The organism is Paenibacillus lentimorbus NRRL B-30488 (genome assembly GCF_000411595.1).
Classification (GTDB): Bacteria; Bacillota; Bacilli; order Bacillales; family Bacillaceae; genus Bacillus; species Bacillus velezensis.
The window spans coordinates 60,346-77,353 of record NZ_ANAT01000011.1 but is presented as its reverse complement, the minus strand read 5'-3'; the positions used below and the strand labels follow the sequence as shown (position 1 = coordinate 77,353).

Genomic DNA, 17,008 nt, shown 5'->3' with positions numbered 1-17,008 from the left:
GTGAATCGCATGAAATGGATCAGAACGGCGGGCGTTTTATGTCTTACGCTGATGCTGATTGCCGGCTGCCGATTGAATGAAGAAAAACGGGAAGCGGAACAAGACAGCACACCCGTGTCATCCGCGAAGCCGGTTCCTTACAGCAGCTTTTCCCTTCGCGTCAGCTACGGAGCCGGAGAGCATAACCGCTATGAAGGTTTGTATGAAAGAAAAAGCGGTCATGAAAAGGCGGACATCCGGGACAAGCTCTCAGGGGTTCACAGAGAGGGCGAGGAAGCGCTTGATGAAATGAAGATGATCCTCGGAGAACTTGCCGTAAACGGCCGGATGCAGGAAAGCGAGGTCGTCCGGCAGGTGCTCTCGGCTTTTAATTTAGACAGCCGCTATGAACATTTTTATCTGAAACTGAAAAAGAACGACGGAGAAATGACGGAAATAAAAAATAACCGCCTCCCGCTGCTTTTTTGCCCAAAACTAATTGATAATGATATTCAGAGTCATTAATTTCTGTTACAATATAATCATGATCTCACGTTGAATGTTTAGGCAATTTGTTTATATACATAGTGTTGGGAAACTCAAAAAAGGAGCGGTTAGCGGTATGAGTGCAATTTCTACAGAGACGCTGAGCTTAGGGTACGGAGAGACTGTTATCATTGACGAATTGGATGTCGCGATTCCAAAAGGCGAAATCACTGTATTGATCGGAAGCAACGGCTGCGGAAAATCGACGCTTTTACGTTCATTGGCCCGGCTGATGAAACCGAGGGGCGGTTCTGTGCTTTTAGAAGGAAAAGCCATCGCTAAGCTACCGACGAAGGAAGTGGCAAGAGAGCTCGCTATTTTGCCGCAGAGTCCGTCAGCTCCCGAAGGCCTGACGGTGCATCAGCTTGTGAAGCAGGGAAGATACCCTTATCAAAGCTGGCTGAAGCAATGGTCCAAAGAGGACGAAGACGCAGTCACAAAAGCGCTAAAAGCGACGAAGCTTGAGGAAATGGCCGACCGTCCTGTGGATTCCTTGTCAGGCGGACAGCGCCAGCGTGCATGGATTGCGATGACACTCGCTCAGGATACGGATATCATTCTGCTTGACGAGCCGACAACTTATCTCGACATGACGCATCAAATTGAAATTCTTGATTTGCTGTTTGAATTAAATGAAAAAGAAAAACGCACAATCGTCATGGTGCTGCACGACCTCAATCTGGCATGCCGTTATGCCCATTATCTGGTCGCCATTAAGGATAAACAGATTTACGCAGAGGGCCGTCCCGAAGAAGTCATCACTTGCGAGCTTGTACAGCAGGTCTTTGCGATGAACTGCCAGGTAACGCAAGATCCGCTGTTCGGCACACCGCTTTGCATTCCGCACGGACGCGGCAGATGTATCGTGCAGGAAGCGGCCCTCACCGCCCGATTGTCATAATCATGAAAAAGGGAAGGAAACGGTATGGAAGAAAAACTGCAGCAGCAGCTGGACGGCCTGCTTGAGAAATACACGGAACTATTGCTTGGCGAAACAAACCCGGATGTAAAGGAAGAAGTCAGGCAGTGGATTTTGTATACACATATCGCAAAAAGCATGCCTCCGCTCGTCAAACATTGGAATCAATCCTACCCGGACGCCAAAGAGGGCATCAAAGCTGCGATACAGCACATTAAACAGCTCAATGAAGCTCACAGAAAAAACAATAAAAAGCTTTCGGCATCAAAGAGAGGTGCCGGAAGCTTTTTTTGCTGAAAAGGAATCAATAAAGGCGCCGTTCAATTCATAACGAAGAACTTTAATGTAACTAACACACCCGTTTGTTTACTTGCTGAACCAAGAAAAAAGGACTGCCGCAGCAATCCCTTTCTCTCTTTCCTATATATCACATTTCCTTTCGGATACGTAATAACTCTTCATAGGCTTTTATATTTGTATCAAAATTGGGCACTGTTTGAGATTCCTCGGCACATTTGACTTGTGCTACAACCAAATCATTAAAAGGTGTTGAAATTCCAGTACCTTCTGCCATTTTGGGAATGACTCCATTAATATAATCAATTTCAGTTTTACGTTTTTCTCAAGATCCTGAAGCATACTTGCTCTTAAAAGCCTGGATGGTTCCATGGCTGCCCTAAATGTTTGAATACGTTCAGGAATATCATTTTCACTTCTTAATTCCAAAGATTCTAAATCAAGGCCGCCCATTTTCGCAAATTTGACACCATTGGCGTGTCCAACCTTAATCGTCTCATCTGCGATATGAACTGCGCTGACAATGCCGATTTCATGGTCCAGAATGTCTCCGTATTCTCCGTTTAATGCCGCCGATAAACCACTGAATGCATTATTGATAAGTAATTTTGACCACTTCGTTCCAACTAAATTATCGGAAATATGTGTTCCGCCGATAAGGTCTAAAACCGATTTAATACGCTGGATTCTTTCTGTTGTTTCACCATTTAATTCTCCAATTTGAAAAGCGTACTCTTTAAATTGAGTATACTCAGTTGTAAGTCTCGATACGCCTGGTTCAATAAACGTAGCACCAAATTCAACAGAACCCGCAATAACACGTTCATCACCAACGATCGAAGCAACTTTCTGTTCAGGTATACCGTTTTGCAAGGAACATACTACACTGTCATCCTTTAAAAAAGGCAGTAACTCTTTAAGAATGGAGTCATTATATAATTGTTTCGTCAGAAGTAATATGAAATCATACTTGCCTGACTTGTTTTCAGGGGTAATGGCTTTTACCTTTGCCTGAAATGCCGTTGTACCAACTACTTTAGCACCTATTTGATTTAAAGTATCTACATGTTCTTTGTATGAATCAATCAATTCGACATCCATTCCGCCAGCAGACAGATATGCTCCAACTATGGTTCCTAAAGAACCTGCTCCTAAAATTGCAATTCTCATTGTAAACGTCTCCTTATTTTTCCTCTAAGTAGTTATAAACCGGCTGTGCTGCATTTAAGGTTAAATCCGTAATAATATGAGATGCTGAAACGACTTCTAATACAGGCAAATCTGCAAGAGGCGCCAGAGCATGTTCAAATAATTGAAGCCGCGCCGGTCCAGACCAGGCACCTTTAACTTCTATATTGGTTATTTGCGTTCGCACCAAATCGCAAACCCTTAAATCACCATTGTAATCAGTAGCAATCTTCACCATAAAATTAGGTCGGCAAATTTCCCTTTTCGCTTTTTCCTTGTCCATTTCGAAATGTTTATATCCCATAGTCGCAGCTGCCACGCGAAGACTGCCATAATCTAATGTGCCAACGAGAGTATCAGAGTCTATATACAGCTTAGGGGCACCCAATTTCTTTGGATATGCAGTAAGTTCCCGTCCGCTTGCAATAGCCGGGAAATTGTCTACATACATAGAATGTACATAATCTCCTTCTTCACCATTAAAGCTGACAGGGATGACTTGTCCCGCCTCTGTATAGGCACCAAGTCCGGAAACATCAGGCATCCGCATCACTTCGAATTTCACTAAAGGTTCAGTAATTTCAAGAGGTTCTGGCACTGCCGCACGCAAAGCTTTTTCTTCCGTTCGGTAAATAATATTTAAATATTCACGGTTAACAAATTTATAATTTGGGATAGGATAAGCAGGAGCCGTTAGTGGCGTATTTAAATTTTTTGCTATATCTTTCACATCAATTTTCATTGCATGACACCCTTTCCTTTTCTTTAACTATGCTATTATCTTACATCCGCATTTACATTTAATCTAATACATAATAAGTTATATATATATTTGTTGAAATAAATGAGGGGGATGCAGACAGATGGAATTGCTGCAGCTAAAATACTTTCAGACAGTTGCCTATACTGAGCATATTTCTAAAGCAGCAGAACAATTAAAGATTGCCCAGCCTTCTTTAAGTCTCACTATAAAAAGACTTGAGAATGAACTGGGAACAGCTTTGTTTGAGAGAAAAGGCAGAAATATTAAGCTGAGTTCATCAGGGAAAATTCTTTTAAAACATGTAAACAGGATTTTTACTGAGATTGAAAATGCACAAACGGAGATTCAATTGGAGGAACATCAAATGTCTGACACCATCAGAATATCTATTTCCAATCCAAGATTCCTTGCAGGACTGATGAGTGAATATATCAACCGCTCCCCTCAATCAAAAATTCTCCAAGCCATCGGAGTTAAAAGCGGGATCCTAACAAGTTTAAAAAAGGGGACATTGATTTAGGAATAACAGGTCATCCGATTCAAGATGAAGAGATAGAGAGTTGTATGCTGGTAAATGAAGATATTGTTCTGGCTTTGCCCTCAAACCACCGATTTACGGGTAAAACCGAAATTTCTTTACGTCTTGTCGCCGATGAACCATTTATTACCCTTGCTAATAATGAAGAGTATAGCGGTTTTACAGCCTCGCTTTGTGAAAAAGCCGGTTTCACCCCAAATATTGCATTTGAGGCAGATTCTCATTTACTGGCCGAGATTATAAAGCTGGATCAGGGGGTGGCGTTGCTTCCTATTTCGGTCTGCAGAACATTGGGGCTGAATTTTATAAAAGTGACTGATCACTCTGCTTCATATCCAGTCGGCTTATCTTGGATGAAACATAGGCTGTTGTCTTCTTCGGTAAGAAATTTTCGTGACTTTATTTTGTCGTACTATAAAGATAACGATGAAATGTTTAAGGTTTATTAAATAATTATCACCCCCGATTTCCAATGCGGCGGAAGACTGGTCATTCGGAAACGGGGAGGCCCAGATGATATAAAAAAACCCCGCGGCATCCGCGGGATTTTTCTTTGTTAAACGGCTTTCGCCTTTTCTTCTTGTTTGCCTGTCTTTTTGTTTGTCAGTTTAATTGATTTAACAAACAGCGTGAGGATCAATCCGGCAGCGATAAAGGCCAGGCCTGTGAAAAACACGCTGTGAAGCGAATCCATCAGTGACGTTTTCAAAACCGGCACGATATGGGAAGAAAATGCGGCCGGAATCTGCTTAATCGATTCCTGGCTGAACAAGGATTGAAGCAGCCCTTCAGGATTCTTGTCAATCATACCTTTAAACTGGGCGGCAAAGGCACTTGCCTGTTTCGGGAGTGAGTCTAAGTAAGGCACCAGTCTGTCGGTTAAAAGGCTTCCTGATCTGGCATTCATGACAGCGCCGAGCACCGTAATACCGAACGTTCCCCCGATCATCCGGAAAAATTGGCTTGAAGAGGTCACAACACCCAGCTCTTCTTTTGAAAACGTTTCTTGCAGAGCGAGTGTGAGAAGCGGCATGACGAGCCCCATTCCCAGACCGATCACGGCCATATAGCATGTAGCCGCGAGCTTGCTTGTATCCAGCTGCAAAGTCGTTAATAAGAAGAAGCCGACGGCCATGATCAGCATGCCGATCATGATTTGCGGTTTAATACCGATCTTATAAACCAGCTGGCCTCCGATAATACTTGTGATAATCATAGATACCATCATCGGCGTCATAATCGTGCCGGACGCGGTGGCGCTGACTCCGATAATTCCCTGCATAAAGAAAGGAACGAACGTAACGGCGCCGAACATGCCGATACTCATGAAAAAGCCGATCAGATTCAGTACGGTAAACGTTCTGTTTTTAAACAGGTACATCGGCAGAATCGGCTCTTTTGCTTTGATTTCAGCGAAAATGAATCCGACAATCCCGGCAAGTGCAAGCGCAAAGAGACCGAGAATCTGCCAAGAGCCCCATGCGTAATCCTTTCCTCCGAAGCTGAGCGCGAGGAGGAGGCTGACGATTCCGACGATCATTGTGAAAATGCCGGCGATGTCAAAGTTAATCGGCCCGGTCTGTTTTCTGCCTTGAAGTCCTCTTGCGATAAAGATCACGGCTAAAATTCCGACAGGCAGGTTGATATAGAAAACCCATTTCCAATTTAATGAGTCAACAATCCAGCCCCCGATTTGCGGGCCGATCACGGAAGCAAGCCCGTAAATCGCCCCGAAAAGCCCTTGGAACTTGGCACGCTGTTTCCCTGTGAACAAATCCCCGATGACGATCATAGCCATCGGCATCATGACACCGCCGCCGATTCCCTGAAGTCCGCGAAAAATAATCAGTTCCGTCATGTTGCTGGCCATTCCGCACAGTGCGGAAGCTCCCATAAAAATCAATAAACCTGATACATAGACGACGCGGCGCCCCAATAAATCTGCAAGTTTCCCCGCAATCGGAACGATCGTCGTCGAAGTTAAAAGATATGCCGTGGTCAGCCACGTCATCATGCTTAATCCCCCGAGGTCACCCACGATTTTAGGAATCGCCGTTCCTACGATGGTGCCGTCAAGGGCTGAGAAAAACATGGCGATGATTAAGCCGGTTATTAATAATGTGCGTTTTGGATCTTTCTTTTCAATGCTCATGTTTCGGCAGCTCCTCTTTTCTATTCGTTTTCTTTTTGCTCAGCCGCGTATTTCTCGGCGGCTTCCGCTACTTTGCGGATGATGTTCACGGACTGAATCAGTTCATCGTCAGTCAGAACGGACAGGTTTCGCGCCAGTATCGCTTTCCGTCCTTCCACAACATCTTCGAATTTTGTTTCTCCTTTTTTGGTGAGGCTGATGTCGATGACGCGTCTGTCCTGCTGGTTATGTTTGCGGACGATAAGTCCTTTTTGTTCGAGGCGGTCGGCCATCAGCGTAACCGCGCTCGGCTTTACCTCCATGCGTTCCGCAATTTCGGAAACTTTGCAGCTCCCGTGTTTTTTCAGGCTGGCTAAAACAAATAATTGGGCAGGCGTCACCTCGTGTTTTGCCATGCTTTCCACCATTTCAGGCTGTATGTTTTGCAGCAGCGTCTGAAGAGATTTCTGGATGTCAGACACATATTGATCCGCGTTTTTCATAACTCCTCCTCATCTTGTTCCTCGAGAAAATAATTAACATTAGTTAAATATAAATAAGGATTAATGATAAGTCAATCTTTTTGTGCAAAAATAAAAAGGATTGATGCTTGGCGAAAACATCAAATCCTTCTTCGTTTTACTGCTGGTAAGGAGACTGCTGCTGAATGGTCTGCCGGAACTTCTGATACGATTGCTGAAGCTTTTGGGTATCGGCGGCTTCAATGGAATACCAGCCATTTTGAAACATCACATCGTATAATCTTCTTTGCGCTTTTTGTGACTCATCGAAAATCGCCTGAATATCTTGATAAAGAGACTCGTGGCTGAACTCGTGCAGGGCTGTGCAATATGAAGCCGTGATGTATTTTTCCGTCGTCAGCAGCTCATTGACCAAGTCTCTGTCATTCATTTGCGCCGTATTGGGCACGGGCGTTTGCGGATTCGTGATTTTTTGATTTTGCTGTTCCATGTATTGTCCTCCTATTGCATGTAGCCTGTTGTTGTCTGTCCGCCTTGATCGGGGTTCAAGCGGCCTAATATGTGCTGATAATGCTTCTCATGCATCCGGCCGATCTGATCAAGCTCTTGTTTTAACGTCTGATTCTGGCAGTGTTCCGCCATAAAATGCGCTTTTTTCATGGCAAGCAGATTCCAGTTCAGCATGTCCTCAAGATACAAATGGTCTTTCGTTGAGATGACGGCAGGCGGCAAGTTTCCGTGCTGCTCTTGGTTGTTCATATAAACGCCTCCTTCAATTCTGTTCTTTTTAGCTTTCTCTGCGACCGGAAATTCATACACGAATAAAAGAAAAAGGAGGGAGTTCATCCTTGCTGCGGAGCATATGTTTATTTTTGTCGAAAAATAAAATGCTTACAAAATTCGCCCAGGCTTACGGAATCCGCTTCGGCGCGGGAAGGTTCGTTGCAGGGGAAACGCTCACGGAAGCTGTGAAAACGGTAAAGCGGCTGAACCAAAAAGGGCTGTCGGCTTCGATTGATTATCTAGGTGAATATGCGGGTTCAGAGAAGGATGCGAAAAGGACGGCGGAAGAATGTAAAAAAGCAATCAGGGCGATTGCCGAGAATCAACTGGATTGTGAGCTGTCGCTGAAATTAACATCCATCGGTCTGGATATTTCCGAGGAACTCGCGGAACAGCATGTCAGAGACATATTGACGGAGGCAAAAGAACGCGGCGTGCCTGTAACGATTGATATGGAGAACTATTCAAGATGCGGCCGTACGCTTGAGCTGTATAAGCGGTGCAAGCCGGATTTTCCGATGCTCGGCACCGTCATTCAGGCTTATTTGTACCGGGCAGCTGAAGACATCAGCGGTCTGATGCCATATAAGCCGCGGCTCAGGCTTGTAAAAGGCGCTTATAAAGAATCGGCGGCCGTTGCGTTCCCTGATAAAAAAGCAACCGATCTTCATTTTCAGCAGCTGATTAAGCTGCAGCTTTTGAGCGGCCATGAAACGGCGGTGGCAACACATGATGATGACATCATTTCTTATACGAAAACACTCATCAGCGAGCATCAGATTCCCCGGGAGCAGTTTGAATTCCAAATGCTGTACGGCATCAGAACGGAGCGCCAGAAGGAGCTTGCCGAAGAAGGATACAGGATGAGGGTGTATGTCCCGTACGGAACCGATTGGTACGGGTACCTGATGAGAAGAATTGCCGAGCGCCCGGCAAATGCGGCGTTTGTGCTGAAAGGAATCTTCAAAAAATAACGGCTGCTCCAAAAAGCAGCCGCAGTATGTTATTCCATGTTGTCTTTTTTATATTGCTGATTTTGGCTCGTCCGTTTGCCGCCGCCGTATTTTTTGCTTCGGTCCCGCATTTCCTTTCATGCTGGCCGCGCTCACTGCGGCAGAAGACGGATCTTTTCTCCCTCGCACCATTCCCTTCACCTCCGGGTTTAAGTTTCCCGCCCGCGCCATGGAACATGCGGAAGCCGAAAAATTTTAAAAATTCCATATTTGCTATTGAAGTCATCCTGAAAATCTTTTAAGATGAAAGAAGAAAAGGGTTTCATTTTTTTTGCCGAAAAAATGAATGACTATTCATTCAAAGTTCAAGGGGGATGACTCATGCACAAGTTTATAAAGAAAGCAGCCGTTCTCGGATCAGGCGTCATGGGATCCGGAATTGCCGCGCACTTGGCTAACATCGGAATTCCCGTCCTGCTGCTTGATATTGTGCCAAACGAGCTGACAAAGGATGAGATGAAAAAAGGGCTGACATTAGAAAGCCCGGAGGTCCGCAGCAGACTGAGCCGATCGGCCATGCAAAAGCTGCTGAAGCAAAAACCGGCGCCGCTGACTTCGGCTGCCAATCTCGACTATATAACGGCGGGGAATTTGGAAGATGACGCAGCTCAATTGAAGGATGCTGATTGGATTATTGAAGTCGTCGTCGAAAATCTTGACGTAAAAAAACAGATTTTCTCACTCGTTGATGAATACCGGAAACCGGGAAGCATCGTGTCGAGCAATACGTCCGGTATCTCCGTCACAAAAATGGCGGAAGGCCGATCTGCCGATTTTAAAGCTCATTTCTTAGGAACCCATTTCTTTAATCCGGCCCGCTACTTGAAGCTTTTGGAAATCATTCCGATTCAGGAAACAGATCCTGACGTGCTGGAGTTTATGACTTCATTTGCAGAAAACACGCTTGGGAAAGGTGTCGTCATCGCAAAAGACACGCCTAACTTTATCGCCAACCGCATCGGTACGTACGGCCTGCTGGTCACGGTAAGAGAAATGCTTTCTTCCGGCTGCCGCATCGGCGAGGTGGACACGGTGACCGGGCCTTTGATCGGCAGACCGAAAAGCGCGACCTTCAGAACCCTTGACGTTGTGGGGCTTGATACTTTCGCTCATGTGGCAAAAAATGTGTATGATAAAGCCGACGGCGCTGAAAAAGACATGTTTAAGCTTCCTGAATTTATGAATGACATGCTGAAAAACAATTGGCTGGGCAGCAAATCAGGCCAAGGATTTTACAAAAAGAAGGTAAAACAATATATGAACTCGATCCGCTGACCATGACATACGGTGAGCGCTCGAAAATGAAGACGCCCGCTTTAGAAGCCGCCAAACAGGCAAAGGGTGCCAAAGGCAAAATGAAAGCGCTTGTATATTCCGATGACCGCGCCGGACGCCTGCTTTGGAATATCACATCGCAAACACTCTTATACTCAGCCCGGCTTTTAGGTGAGATCGCTGATGATATTAAAGCAATTGATGACGCCATGAAATGGGGCTTCGGATGGGAGCTCGGACCGTTTGAGATGTGGGATGCCATCGGCGTCAGAAAATCAGCGGAGCGGCTCGAAGCAGAAGGCGCAGCACTCCCCGGCTGGGTGAAAGAAATGCTTGATCAGGGCCATGAAACATTTTATATGAAGGAAAACGGAACACAATTTTATTATTCAGACGGCCAATACAGGGCTGTGAAAGAAAATCCGAAACGGATCAGCCTGCAAACGTTAAAAGAAACAAAAGGCGTTATCACTAAAAACAGCGGCGCAAGTCTGATTGATCTCGGCGATGATATCGCGCTGCTGGAATTTCATACGAAAAGCAACGCGATCGGCTTAGACATTATTCAGATGATTGACAATGCGCTTGAGGAAACGGAGCGGAATTATAAAGGTCTTGTCATCGGTAACCAAGGCAGACATTTCTGCGCGGGAGCAAACCTTGCGATGATTTTAATGGAAGCCCAGGATGATAACTTCATGGAAGTCGATTTTGTCATCCGCCGTTTTCAGCAGACGATGCTGAACATCAAATACAGCGCTAAACCCGTTGTAGCGGCGCCATTCGGGATGACACTCGGCGGCGGTACGGAAGTCTGTCTCCCGGCGGCACGCGTTCAGGCGGCGAGCGAATCGTATATGGGTCTCGTTGAAACCGGCGTCGGCCTTATTCCGGGCGGCGGAGGAAACAAAGAGCTGTACATCAATTATTTGGACGGCGGAAGTGAACTGATGGACGCAGCGATTAAAACCTTCGAAACAATCGCGCTTGCCAAGGTGTCCGGTTCGGCACACGAAGCCCGTGACATGAAGATTTTGTCCGCGGCAGACCGTATCAGCATGAATCAGGATCACCTGCTGCACGATGCGAAACAGCTGGCTGCTTCCTTATATGACAGCGGATACCGTCCGCCTGCCCGCAAAAAAGTGAAAGTCACCGGAGAAACCGGCTGTGCGGCATTACTGCTCGGAGCAGACCAAATGAGACGGTCGGGTTATTTATCCGATCACGATATGAAGATTGCGAAGAAGCTGGCCCATGTCATTGCCGGCGGAAGAGTCCCGTTCGGCACGGAGGTTTCAGAAGAATATTTACTCGAGATTGAAAGAGAAGCCTTTTTAAGCCTCGCTGGCGAGGCGAAATCTCAAGCGAGAATGCAGCATATGCTCGTCAAAGGCAAACCTTTACGGAACTAGGAGGGTGTTTATGAGAGAAGCAGTCATTGTGGCCGGTGCGAGAACCCCGGTCGGTAAAGCGAAAAAAGGGTCGCTTGCAGCCGTTCGTCCTGATGATTTAGGCGCGCTTTGTGTAAAAGAAACGCTGAAACGGGCAGGCGGCTATGAAGGAAATATCGATGACTTAATTATCGGATGTGCAACACCTGAAGCCGAACAAGGATTAAATATGGCGCGGAATATCGGTGCGCTGGCGGGGCTTCCTCATACGGTGCCGGCCATTACGGTGAACCGCTACTGCTCTTCCGGACTCCAGTCCATCGCTTACGGTGCGGAAAAAATCATGATCGGCGCGGGCGACACCGTAATCGCCGGCGGTGCGGAATCCATGTCGCAAGTTCCGATGATGGGGCATGTGACACGGCCGAATATCGCTTTGGCGGAGCATGCGCCTGAGTATTACATGAGCATGGGGCATACGGCGGAGCAGGTCGCCGAAACGTACGGCGTATCCAGAGAAGACCAGGATGCATTTGCAGTCCGCAGCCATCAGAATGCCGCGAAAGCCCTTAAAGAGGGGAAATTCAATGACGAAATCGTGCCGGTTGAAGTATCGCTGACAGAAGTCGGGGATGACCATAAGCCGCGGAAAAAACAATTTACCTTTTCTCAGGATGAAGGCGTGCGCCCCGGCACATCGGCTGACGTCTTGGCGAAGCTCCGCCCGGCTTTTTCTAAAACGGGAACCGTGACGGCCGGGAACTCTTCACAAACGAGTGACGGCGCGGCGGCTGTCATGCTGATGGATCGCGAAAAAGCTTCGTCGCTCGGATTGGCGCCGCTAGTCAAATTCCGTTCCTTTGCCGTAGGCGGCGTTCCCCCTGAGGTAATGGGGATCGGTCCGATTGAAGCCATTCCGCGGGCGCTCAAGCTTGCCGGACTCGAATTACAGGATATCGGGCTTTTTGAATTAAATGAGGCCTTTGCTTCACAGGCCATTCAAGTCATCAGGTCGCTCGGGATAGATGAAGAAAAGGTGAACGTCAACGGAGGCGCCATCGCGCTCGGACATCCGCTCGGATGCACGGGGACGAAGCTGACCCTGTCACTCATTCATGAAATGAAACGGAGAAACGAGCAATTCGGCGTGGTGACGATGTGCATCGGAGGCGGCATGGGCGCTGCCGGCGTATTTGAGCTCATTTAAAACAAGGGGGAAACGAACATGAAACAGGAAACGGTCAACGTCAAAAAAGGCGGCAGCTTTCTGATTGAAGAGACGGGATATGATCAAATATTCACTCCGGAGGACTTTACAGACGAACATAAAATGATCGGCAAAACGACAGAAGACTATGTCGTAAACGATGTGCTTCCTTATATAGATGAAATTGAAAACCATCAGTTTGAGCATTCGGTCAGACTGCTGAAAAAAGCCGGAGATCTCGGCCTCCTCGGAGCAGACGTGCCTGAAGAGTACGGCGGTATCGGCCTGGATAAAATCAGTTCAGCCTTCATTACGGAAAAGTTTTCACGGGCCGGCAGCTTTTCGCTATCTTACGGCGCTCACGTCGGTATCGGCTCATTGCCGATCGTGTTCTTCGGAACGGAAGAACAGAAAAAAACTATTTGCCGGACTTGGCTTCAGGACAAAGAATCGCGGCATATGCCTTAACTGAGCCCGGTTCAGGTTCAGATGCCCTCGGCGCGAAAACGACGGCTGTTTTGAATGAAGCGGGCACACACTATATTCTTAACGGGGAAAAGCAATGGATTACAAACTCCGCCTTTGCAGATGTCTTTGTCGTCTACGCTAAAGTGGACGGAGATAAGTTTTCCGCATTTATCGTAGAAAAGAACTATCCGGGCGTATCAACGGGACCGGAAGAGAAAAAATGGGGATTAAGGGTTCATCGACAAGAACGCTGATTTTAGATCAGGCGGAAGTCCCGAAAGAAAATCTTCTCGGCGAAATCGGAAAAGGTCATGTCATCGCCTTTAATATCCTGAATATCGGGCGCTACAAGCTTGCCGTCGGCACAATCGGCGCTTCAAAACGGGTGATTGAGCTGTCTGCCGCTTATGCAAACCAGCGCCGGCAATTTAAAACGCCGATCGCAAGCTTCACGCTCACTCAGGAAAAGCTTGCGACGATGTCAGCCCGGCTTTACGCCATGGAGAGCTCTGTATACAGAACAGTAGGCTTATTCGAAGATAACATGAGCAGACTGACGGAAGAGGAGCAAAAAGACGGACGCGAAGTCGCGAAGTCCATCGCCGAGTACGCGATTGAATGCTCGCTCAACAAAATGTGCGGTTCTGAAACGCTTGATTACATTGCCGACGAAGGCGTTCAAATTCACGGCGGTTACGGATTTATGCAGGAATATGAAGTGGAGCGCGCCTATCGCGACTCAAGAATCAACAGGATTTTTGAAGGCACAAATGAAATCAACCGCCTGATCGTAACGAGCACGTTTCTGAAAAAAGCCGTAAAAGGTCAGCTGCCGCTCTTTGAAAAAGCAAAAGCGCTCCAAGATGAACTCATGATGCTGATGCCTGAAGAGCCGGGCTCAGAACCTCTTGAACAGGAAAAATACATTGTCAGACAGGCGAAAAAGATCGCCCTCTTGACAGCGGGTCTCGCGGCGCAGAAATACGGCAAAGAGATCGAAGTCGAGCAGGAAATCATGGTGAACATTGCCGATATTGTCAGCGCGCTGTACGCTTTGGAATCCGCCGTCCTCAGAACGGAAAAAGCAATTGCGGCGGACGGTGCCGAAAAAGCCGCGCAGAAGCTGTTATATACGGAAATCTTTGCCCAGGAAGCCCTTCAGAACATTGAAGCGCACGCCAAAGAATCACTGATCGCCATGGAGGAAGGAGATTCCCTCCGCATGATGCTTTCCGTGCTGCGCAAACTGACGCGCCTGACGCCGAAAAACCTCATTCAGAAAAAACGTGAAGCGGCAGCAGCCGTCTTCCGTGAAGAAAAATATACAGTCTGATCACATGCTGAAAGCGCTCCTTCATCAGGGGCGCTTTTTCATGAAGCAACGTTATAGGTTTTTACAAGTGATTGTGTTAAAATAACGACGATCATTTACAAGGGGTGAAGAAGATGTCGTTAAATTTTTACTGGTACCCTAAATGCGGAACGTGCCGTAATGCGAAAAAATGGCTGGAAGACCGCGGTAAGGAAATAAACGAAATACATATCGCGGAGGAAACTCCGTCGAAAGAAGAAATTAAAGACCTCTATGAAAAGAGCGGTCTTGAGCTGAAAAAAGTTTTTCAACACGAGCGGAATGAAATACCGCGAGCTGAACTTAAAGGAAAAACTGTATCATATGTCAGAGGATGAACAGCTCGAACTTCTGGCATCAGACGGTATGCTCCTGAAACGCCCGATTACGACAGACGGCGAAAAAGTCACTGTCGGCTTTAAAGAAGACCAATTCGAAAAATATTGGATGTAATGCCAGGTTCAAAGAATTATGGTATCTTCTTATTATAAGAAAAAATGGAGGGATTTAGATGAGCACACCGAAAGATATGCGTTATTCCAAAGAGCACGAATGGGTCAAAGTTGAGGACGGAAAAGCCCGTATCGGGATTACACATTTCGCGCAAGCCGAACTTGGCGACATCGTATTTGTCGAGCTTCCGGAAGTCGGCGCCGAAATTAAAGCGGACGAGCCATTCGGCAGCGTGGAATCCGTCAAAACCGTATCCGAACTGTACGCACCGATTAACGGAACGGTGACGGAAGTGAACGAAGACCTTGATGACAGTCCTGAATTCGTAAACGAGTCTCCGTATGAAAAAGCGTGGATGATCGTCGTGGAACCGGCTGATGCTGAAGAAATCGAAAACCTCATGACTTCTGAGCAATATGACGAAATGACACAGGAAGACTGATCGGATAGCAAAGGGGCCATTTGGACACTCTATCTGTAACGGGAGGTGTCTAAAATGGCTTTTGATAAACAAAAGGTCGATGTGACGGAGAACGTCACGGGCCGCTTTCAAAACGGCCGGTTTTCCTTGTTTCATGAAAATGAAGCCATCGGCGAGATGACAGGCATGGACCAGTACGAGCTCAAACAGGGCTTTTCATTTGAAAATCAAAAATTTTATAAAACAGCCGATGTCATAAACGGCAGCGATCCGAAATATGTCGATTGCGATTATGAGAATGGCTGGTGTTAACAGTTGGCGGTGAATTTCACTGCCTTCTTTTTCAATCTGACGCTAAAACAATCGGCAGGTGACGCGCTTATGTACAACGGAGATGAAAAGGTCATTATCGTAGAAGGAAAATCTGATAAAATCAAAGTCAGGGAAGTGCTCATCGAACCCGCGGAAATCGTCTGTACAAACGGGACAATCGGCCAAACCGAACTGGAAGAGTTGGCGGACCGCCTGTTTGACAGAGACGTCTATATTTTAACGGACGCAGATGACTCCGGAGAAAAACTAAGAAAACAGCTGAAACGGGAGCTTCCCGAAGCGCGCCATATTTATATAGACAGAACATACAGGCAAGTCGAGTCGTGCCCGGGCCATCATCTCGCATCTGTGCTGATCAGAGCCGGCTTTGATGCTGACACTGTATTTTTGAAAAAGAACGACCTGAGGTGGTAATCATGAAAGAACTCCAAGAAAATGAACTCGAATCGATTCAGGATGACGTTTATCTCCTGTATTTGTACACCCCGTTTTGCGGCACATGCCAGCTGGCGTCCAAAATGCTTACTGTCGTCGAAGAAATGCTGCCCGGCGCCGCCTTCTATAAAAACAACGTGAATTATTCCCCCGCATTCGCCAAAGCCTATCAGATTGAAAGCGTTCCGTGCTTTTTGCTGTTTAAAGGCGGAGAGCTTGTTGAGAAAGGATACGCCTTCCGCTCCGTTTCCTATTTATATGAGCTGATTAAACAAAAAACATCGCAAACGTTCCCGATGTGACAATATTTACAGGAAAATGTCGTGCGGTTTATAAAGGGTTCTGTCCGTTAAAAAGAGAAAGTGTATGTATGGCCATTAAAACGGGAGGTTATACGAGTGGAGAAAATAGAAGTTTCAGAGAATGACGGACAGCATCTGTTTTTGAAACCGCTATTAAACGCCTCAACGCTGCTGATTACATTCCAAGGAGAAACAGAAGCCTTAACGGTCTCAATTAACGGACAGGGAGAAATGAGAAAAACGTCGGCTTCAAAGGAAAAATCTAATTTGACCTTTTACGGAAACCAGACGGAAATCATCCATCTCCTGCATGGTGATGTCTCTTTGCAAAAGCTTATCCAAAGCGGAAAACTCAAAGTGAAAGGATCATTCAGAGCCCTGCTGAAGCTGGAGGCCATCCTCTGGCTGACAAACGGATTTTTTCAGGCGATCAGTAAACGGCCGTAACTGCCAATCTACTATGTGACAATAGCTTCCAATATTTATTTTATTGACTTTTTATCATTCGCCGTGCTATTCTACAGTAAGAATTTCCGGACGAAAATACGATATGTTTTCTCTTATCAAGAGAGGTGGAGGGAAGTGCCCTATGAAGCCCGGCAACCATCAACGATGTTGAAATGGTGCCAATTCACTCGAAGCGGTCTGCTTTGAAAGATGAGAGAAAGGCCTTTTTCAATAAGCCTTTCTGCTCATTTTTGCAGAAAGGCTTTTCTTTTGCGGAGAAACC

13 protein-coding genes, 8 pseudogenes and 1 riboswitch are annotated in these 17,008 nt (G+C 46.5%); of the genes and pseudogenes, 14 read left to right on the top strand and 7 right to left on the bottom strand.

Annotated elements, in window-relative coordinates; genetic code table 11:
• Window positions 1–9: 9 nt before the first annotated feature.
• The 3 genes and pseudogenes from D368_RS07145 to D368_RS07135 form a co-directional block, all read left to right on the top strand.
• Window positions 10–441, top strand: a pseudogene (locus D368_RS07145) (YusW family protein); the annotation flags it as partial.
• A 160-nt stretch (window positions 442–601) separates the two neighbouring features.
• Window positions 602–1,426, top strand: a complete 825-nt coding sequence (locus D368_RS07140) for an ABC transporter ATP-binding protein (RefSeq protein WP_003151820.1) — start codon at window positions 602–604, stop codon at window positions 1,424–1,426.
• A 2-nt stretch (window positions 1,427–1,428) separates the two neighbouring features.
• Window positions 1,429–1,741, top strand: a pseudogene (locus D368_RS07135) (YusU family protein).
• Window positions 1,742–1,871: 130 nt separating this feature from the next.
• Here D368_RS07135 and D368_RS07130 read toward each other — a convergent pair.
• Both D368_RS07130 and D368_RS07125 read right to left on the bottom strand, forming a co-directional pair.
• Window positions 1,872–2,911, bottom strand: a pseudogene (locus D368_RS07130) (ketopantoate reductase family protein).
• 13 nt (window positions 2,912–2,924) lie between these two features.
• On the bottom strand, window positions 2,925–3,671 hold the full coding sequence (locus D368_RS07125; protein WP_128574669.1) for an acetoacetate decarboxylase: 747 nt from the start codon (window positions 3,669–3,671) through the stop codon (window positions 2,925–2,927).
• Window positions 3,672–3,792: 121 nt separating this feature from the next.
• Between D368_RS07125 and D368_RS07120 the strand changes: the two are divergent.
• A pseudogene (locus D368_RS07120) lies at window positions 3,793–4,679 on the top strand (LysR family transcriptional regulator).
• 107 nt (window positions 4,680–4,786) lie between these two features.
• Here the strand turns inward: D368_RS07120 and D368_RS07115 are convergent.
• The 4 genes from D368_RS07115 to D368_RS07100 form a co-directional block, all read right to left on the bottom strand.
• Window positions 4,787–6,382 (bottom strand): MDR family MFS transporter, encoded by a 1,596-nt coding sequence (locus D368_RS07115; RefSeq protein ID WP_007410079.1) that lies wholly within the window; start codon window positions 6,380–6,382, stop codon window positions 4,787–4,789.
• Between the two features lie 20 nt (window positions 6,383–6,402).
• Entirely contained in the window at window positions 6,403–6,864 is a 462-nt protein-coding gene (locus D368_RS07110) for a MarR family winged helix-turn-helix transcriptional regulator (protein ID WP_015418172.1), read from the bottom strand.
• 136 nt (window positions 6,865–7,000) lie between these two features.
• The gene (locus tag D368_RS07105; RefSeq protein ID WP_003151830.1) at window positions 7,001–7,333 is read right to left on the bottom strand and encodes a spore coat protein; all 333 of its coding nucleotides are present in this window, start codon (window positions 7,331–7,333) and stop codon (window positions 7,001–7,003) included.
• A gap of 11 nt (window positions 7,334–7,344) precedes the next feature.
• Window positions 7,345–7,602 carry a hypothetical protein gene (locus D368_RS07100; protein WP_003151832.1) on the bottom strand — a complete coding sequence of 86 codons (258 nt, stop codon included), beginning with the start codon at window positions 7,600–7,602 and terminating at the stop codon, window positions 7,345–7,347.
• Between the two features lie 89 nt (window positions 7,603–7,691).
• On the opposite strand from D368_RS07100, the gene D368_RS07095 reads away from it, so the two are divergent.
• Window positions 7,692–8,600, top strand: a complete 909-nt coding sequence (locus D368_RS07095; protein ID WP_101562407.1) for a proline dehydrogenase family protein — start codon at window positions 7,692–7,694, stop codon at window positions 8,598–8,600.
• Between the two features lie 29 nt (window positions 8,601–8,629).
• Here D368_RS07095 and D368_RS07090 read toward each other — a convergent pair.
• Window positions 8,630–8,771: pseudogene (locus D368_RS07090) on the bottom strand (YuzL family protein).
• Between the two features lie 189 nt (window positions 8,772–8,960).
• Here D368_RS07090 and D368_RS07085 point away from each other — a divergent pair.
• The 9 genes and pseudogenes from D368_RS07085 to D368_RS07045 all read left to right on the top strand — a co-directional run bounded on the left by D368_RS07085 (window position 8,961) and on the right by D368_RS07045 (window position 16,725).
• Window positions 8,961–11,329: pseudogene (locus tag D368_RS07085) on the top strand (3-hydroxyacyl-CoA dehydrogenase/enoyl-CoA hydratase family protein).
• Window positions 11,330–11,339: 10 nt separating this feature from the next.
• The gene (locus tag D368_RS07080) at window positions 11,340–12,515 is read left to right on the top strand and encodes an acetyl-CoA C-acetyltransferase (protein WP_003151841.1); all 1,176 of its coding nucleotides are present in this window, start codon (window positions 11,340–11,342) and stop codon (window positions 12,513–12,515) included.
• A gap of 18 nt (window positions 12,516–12,533) precedes the next feature.
• Window positions 12,534–14,316 (top strand): annotated as a pseudogene (locus tag D368_RS07075) (acyl-CoA dehydrogenase family protein).
• Window positions 14,317–14,429: 113 nt separating this feature from the next.
• A pseudogene (locus tag D368_RS07070) lies at window positions 14,430–14,787 on the top strand (arsenate reductase family protein).
• Window positions 14,788–14,845: 58 nt separating this feature from the next.
• Window positions 14,846–15,229: a glycine cleavage system protein GcvH gene (gcvH, locus tag D368_RS07065; protein WP_003151844.1), complete on the top strand. Its 384-nt coding sequence runs from the start codon at window positions 14,846–14,848 to the stop codon at window positions 15,227–15,229.
• A 54-nt stretch (window positions 15,230–15,283) separates the two neighbouring features.
• Entirely contained in the window at window positions 15,284–15,520 is a 237-nt protein-coding gene (locus D368_RS07060) for a YusG family protein (RefSeq protein ID WP_003151845.1), read from the top strand.
• Window positions 15,521–15,589: 69 nt separating this feature from the next.
• Window positions 15,590–15,955 carry a toprim domain-containing protein gene (locus D368_RS07055; protein WP_003151846.1) on the top strand — a complete coding sequence of 122 codons (366 nt, stop codon included), beginning with the start codon at window positions 15,590–15,592 and terminating at the stop codon, window positions 15,953–15,955.
• A gap of 2 nt (window positions 15,956–15,957) precedes the next feature.
• A complete protein-coding gene (locus D368_RS07050; RefSeq protein WP_003151847.1) occupies window positions 15,958–16,278 on the top strand; it encodes a thioredoxin family protein in 321 nt (106 codons plus the stop codon).
• Between the two features lie 96 nt (window positions 16,279–16,374).
• Window positions 16,375–16,725 carry an SCP2 sterol-binding domain-containing protein gene (locus D368_RS07045; protein WP_003151848.1) on the top strand — a complete coding sequence of 117 codons (351 nt, stop codon included), beginning with the start codon at window positions 16,375–16,377 and terminating at the stop codon, window positions 16,723–16,725.
• 110 nt (window positions 16,726–16,835) lie between these two features.
• Window positions 16,836–16,942, top strand: a riboswitch (SAM riboswitch).
• The last annotated feature ends 66 nt before the right edge of the window (window positions 16,943–17,008 follow it).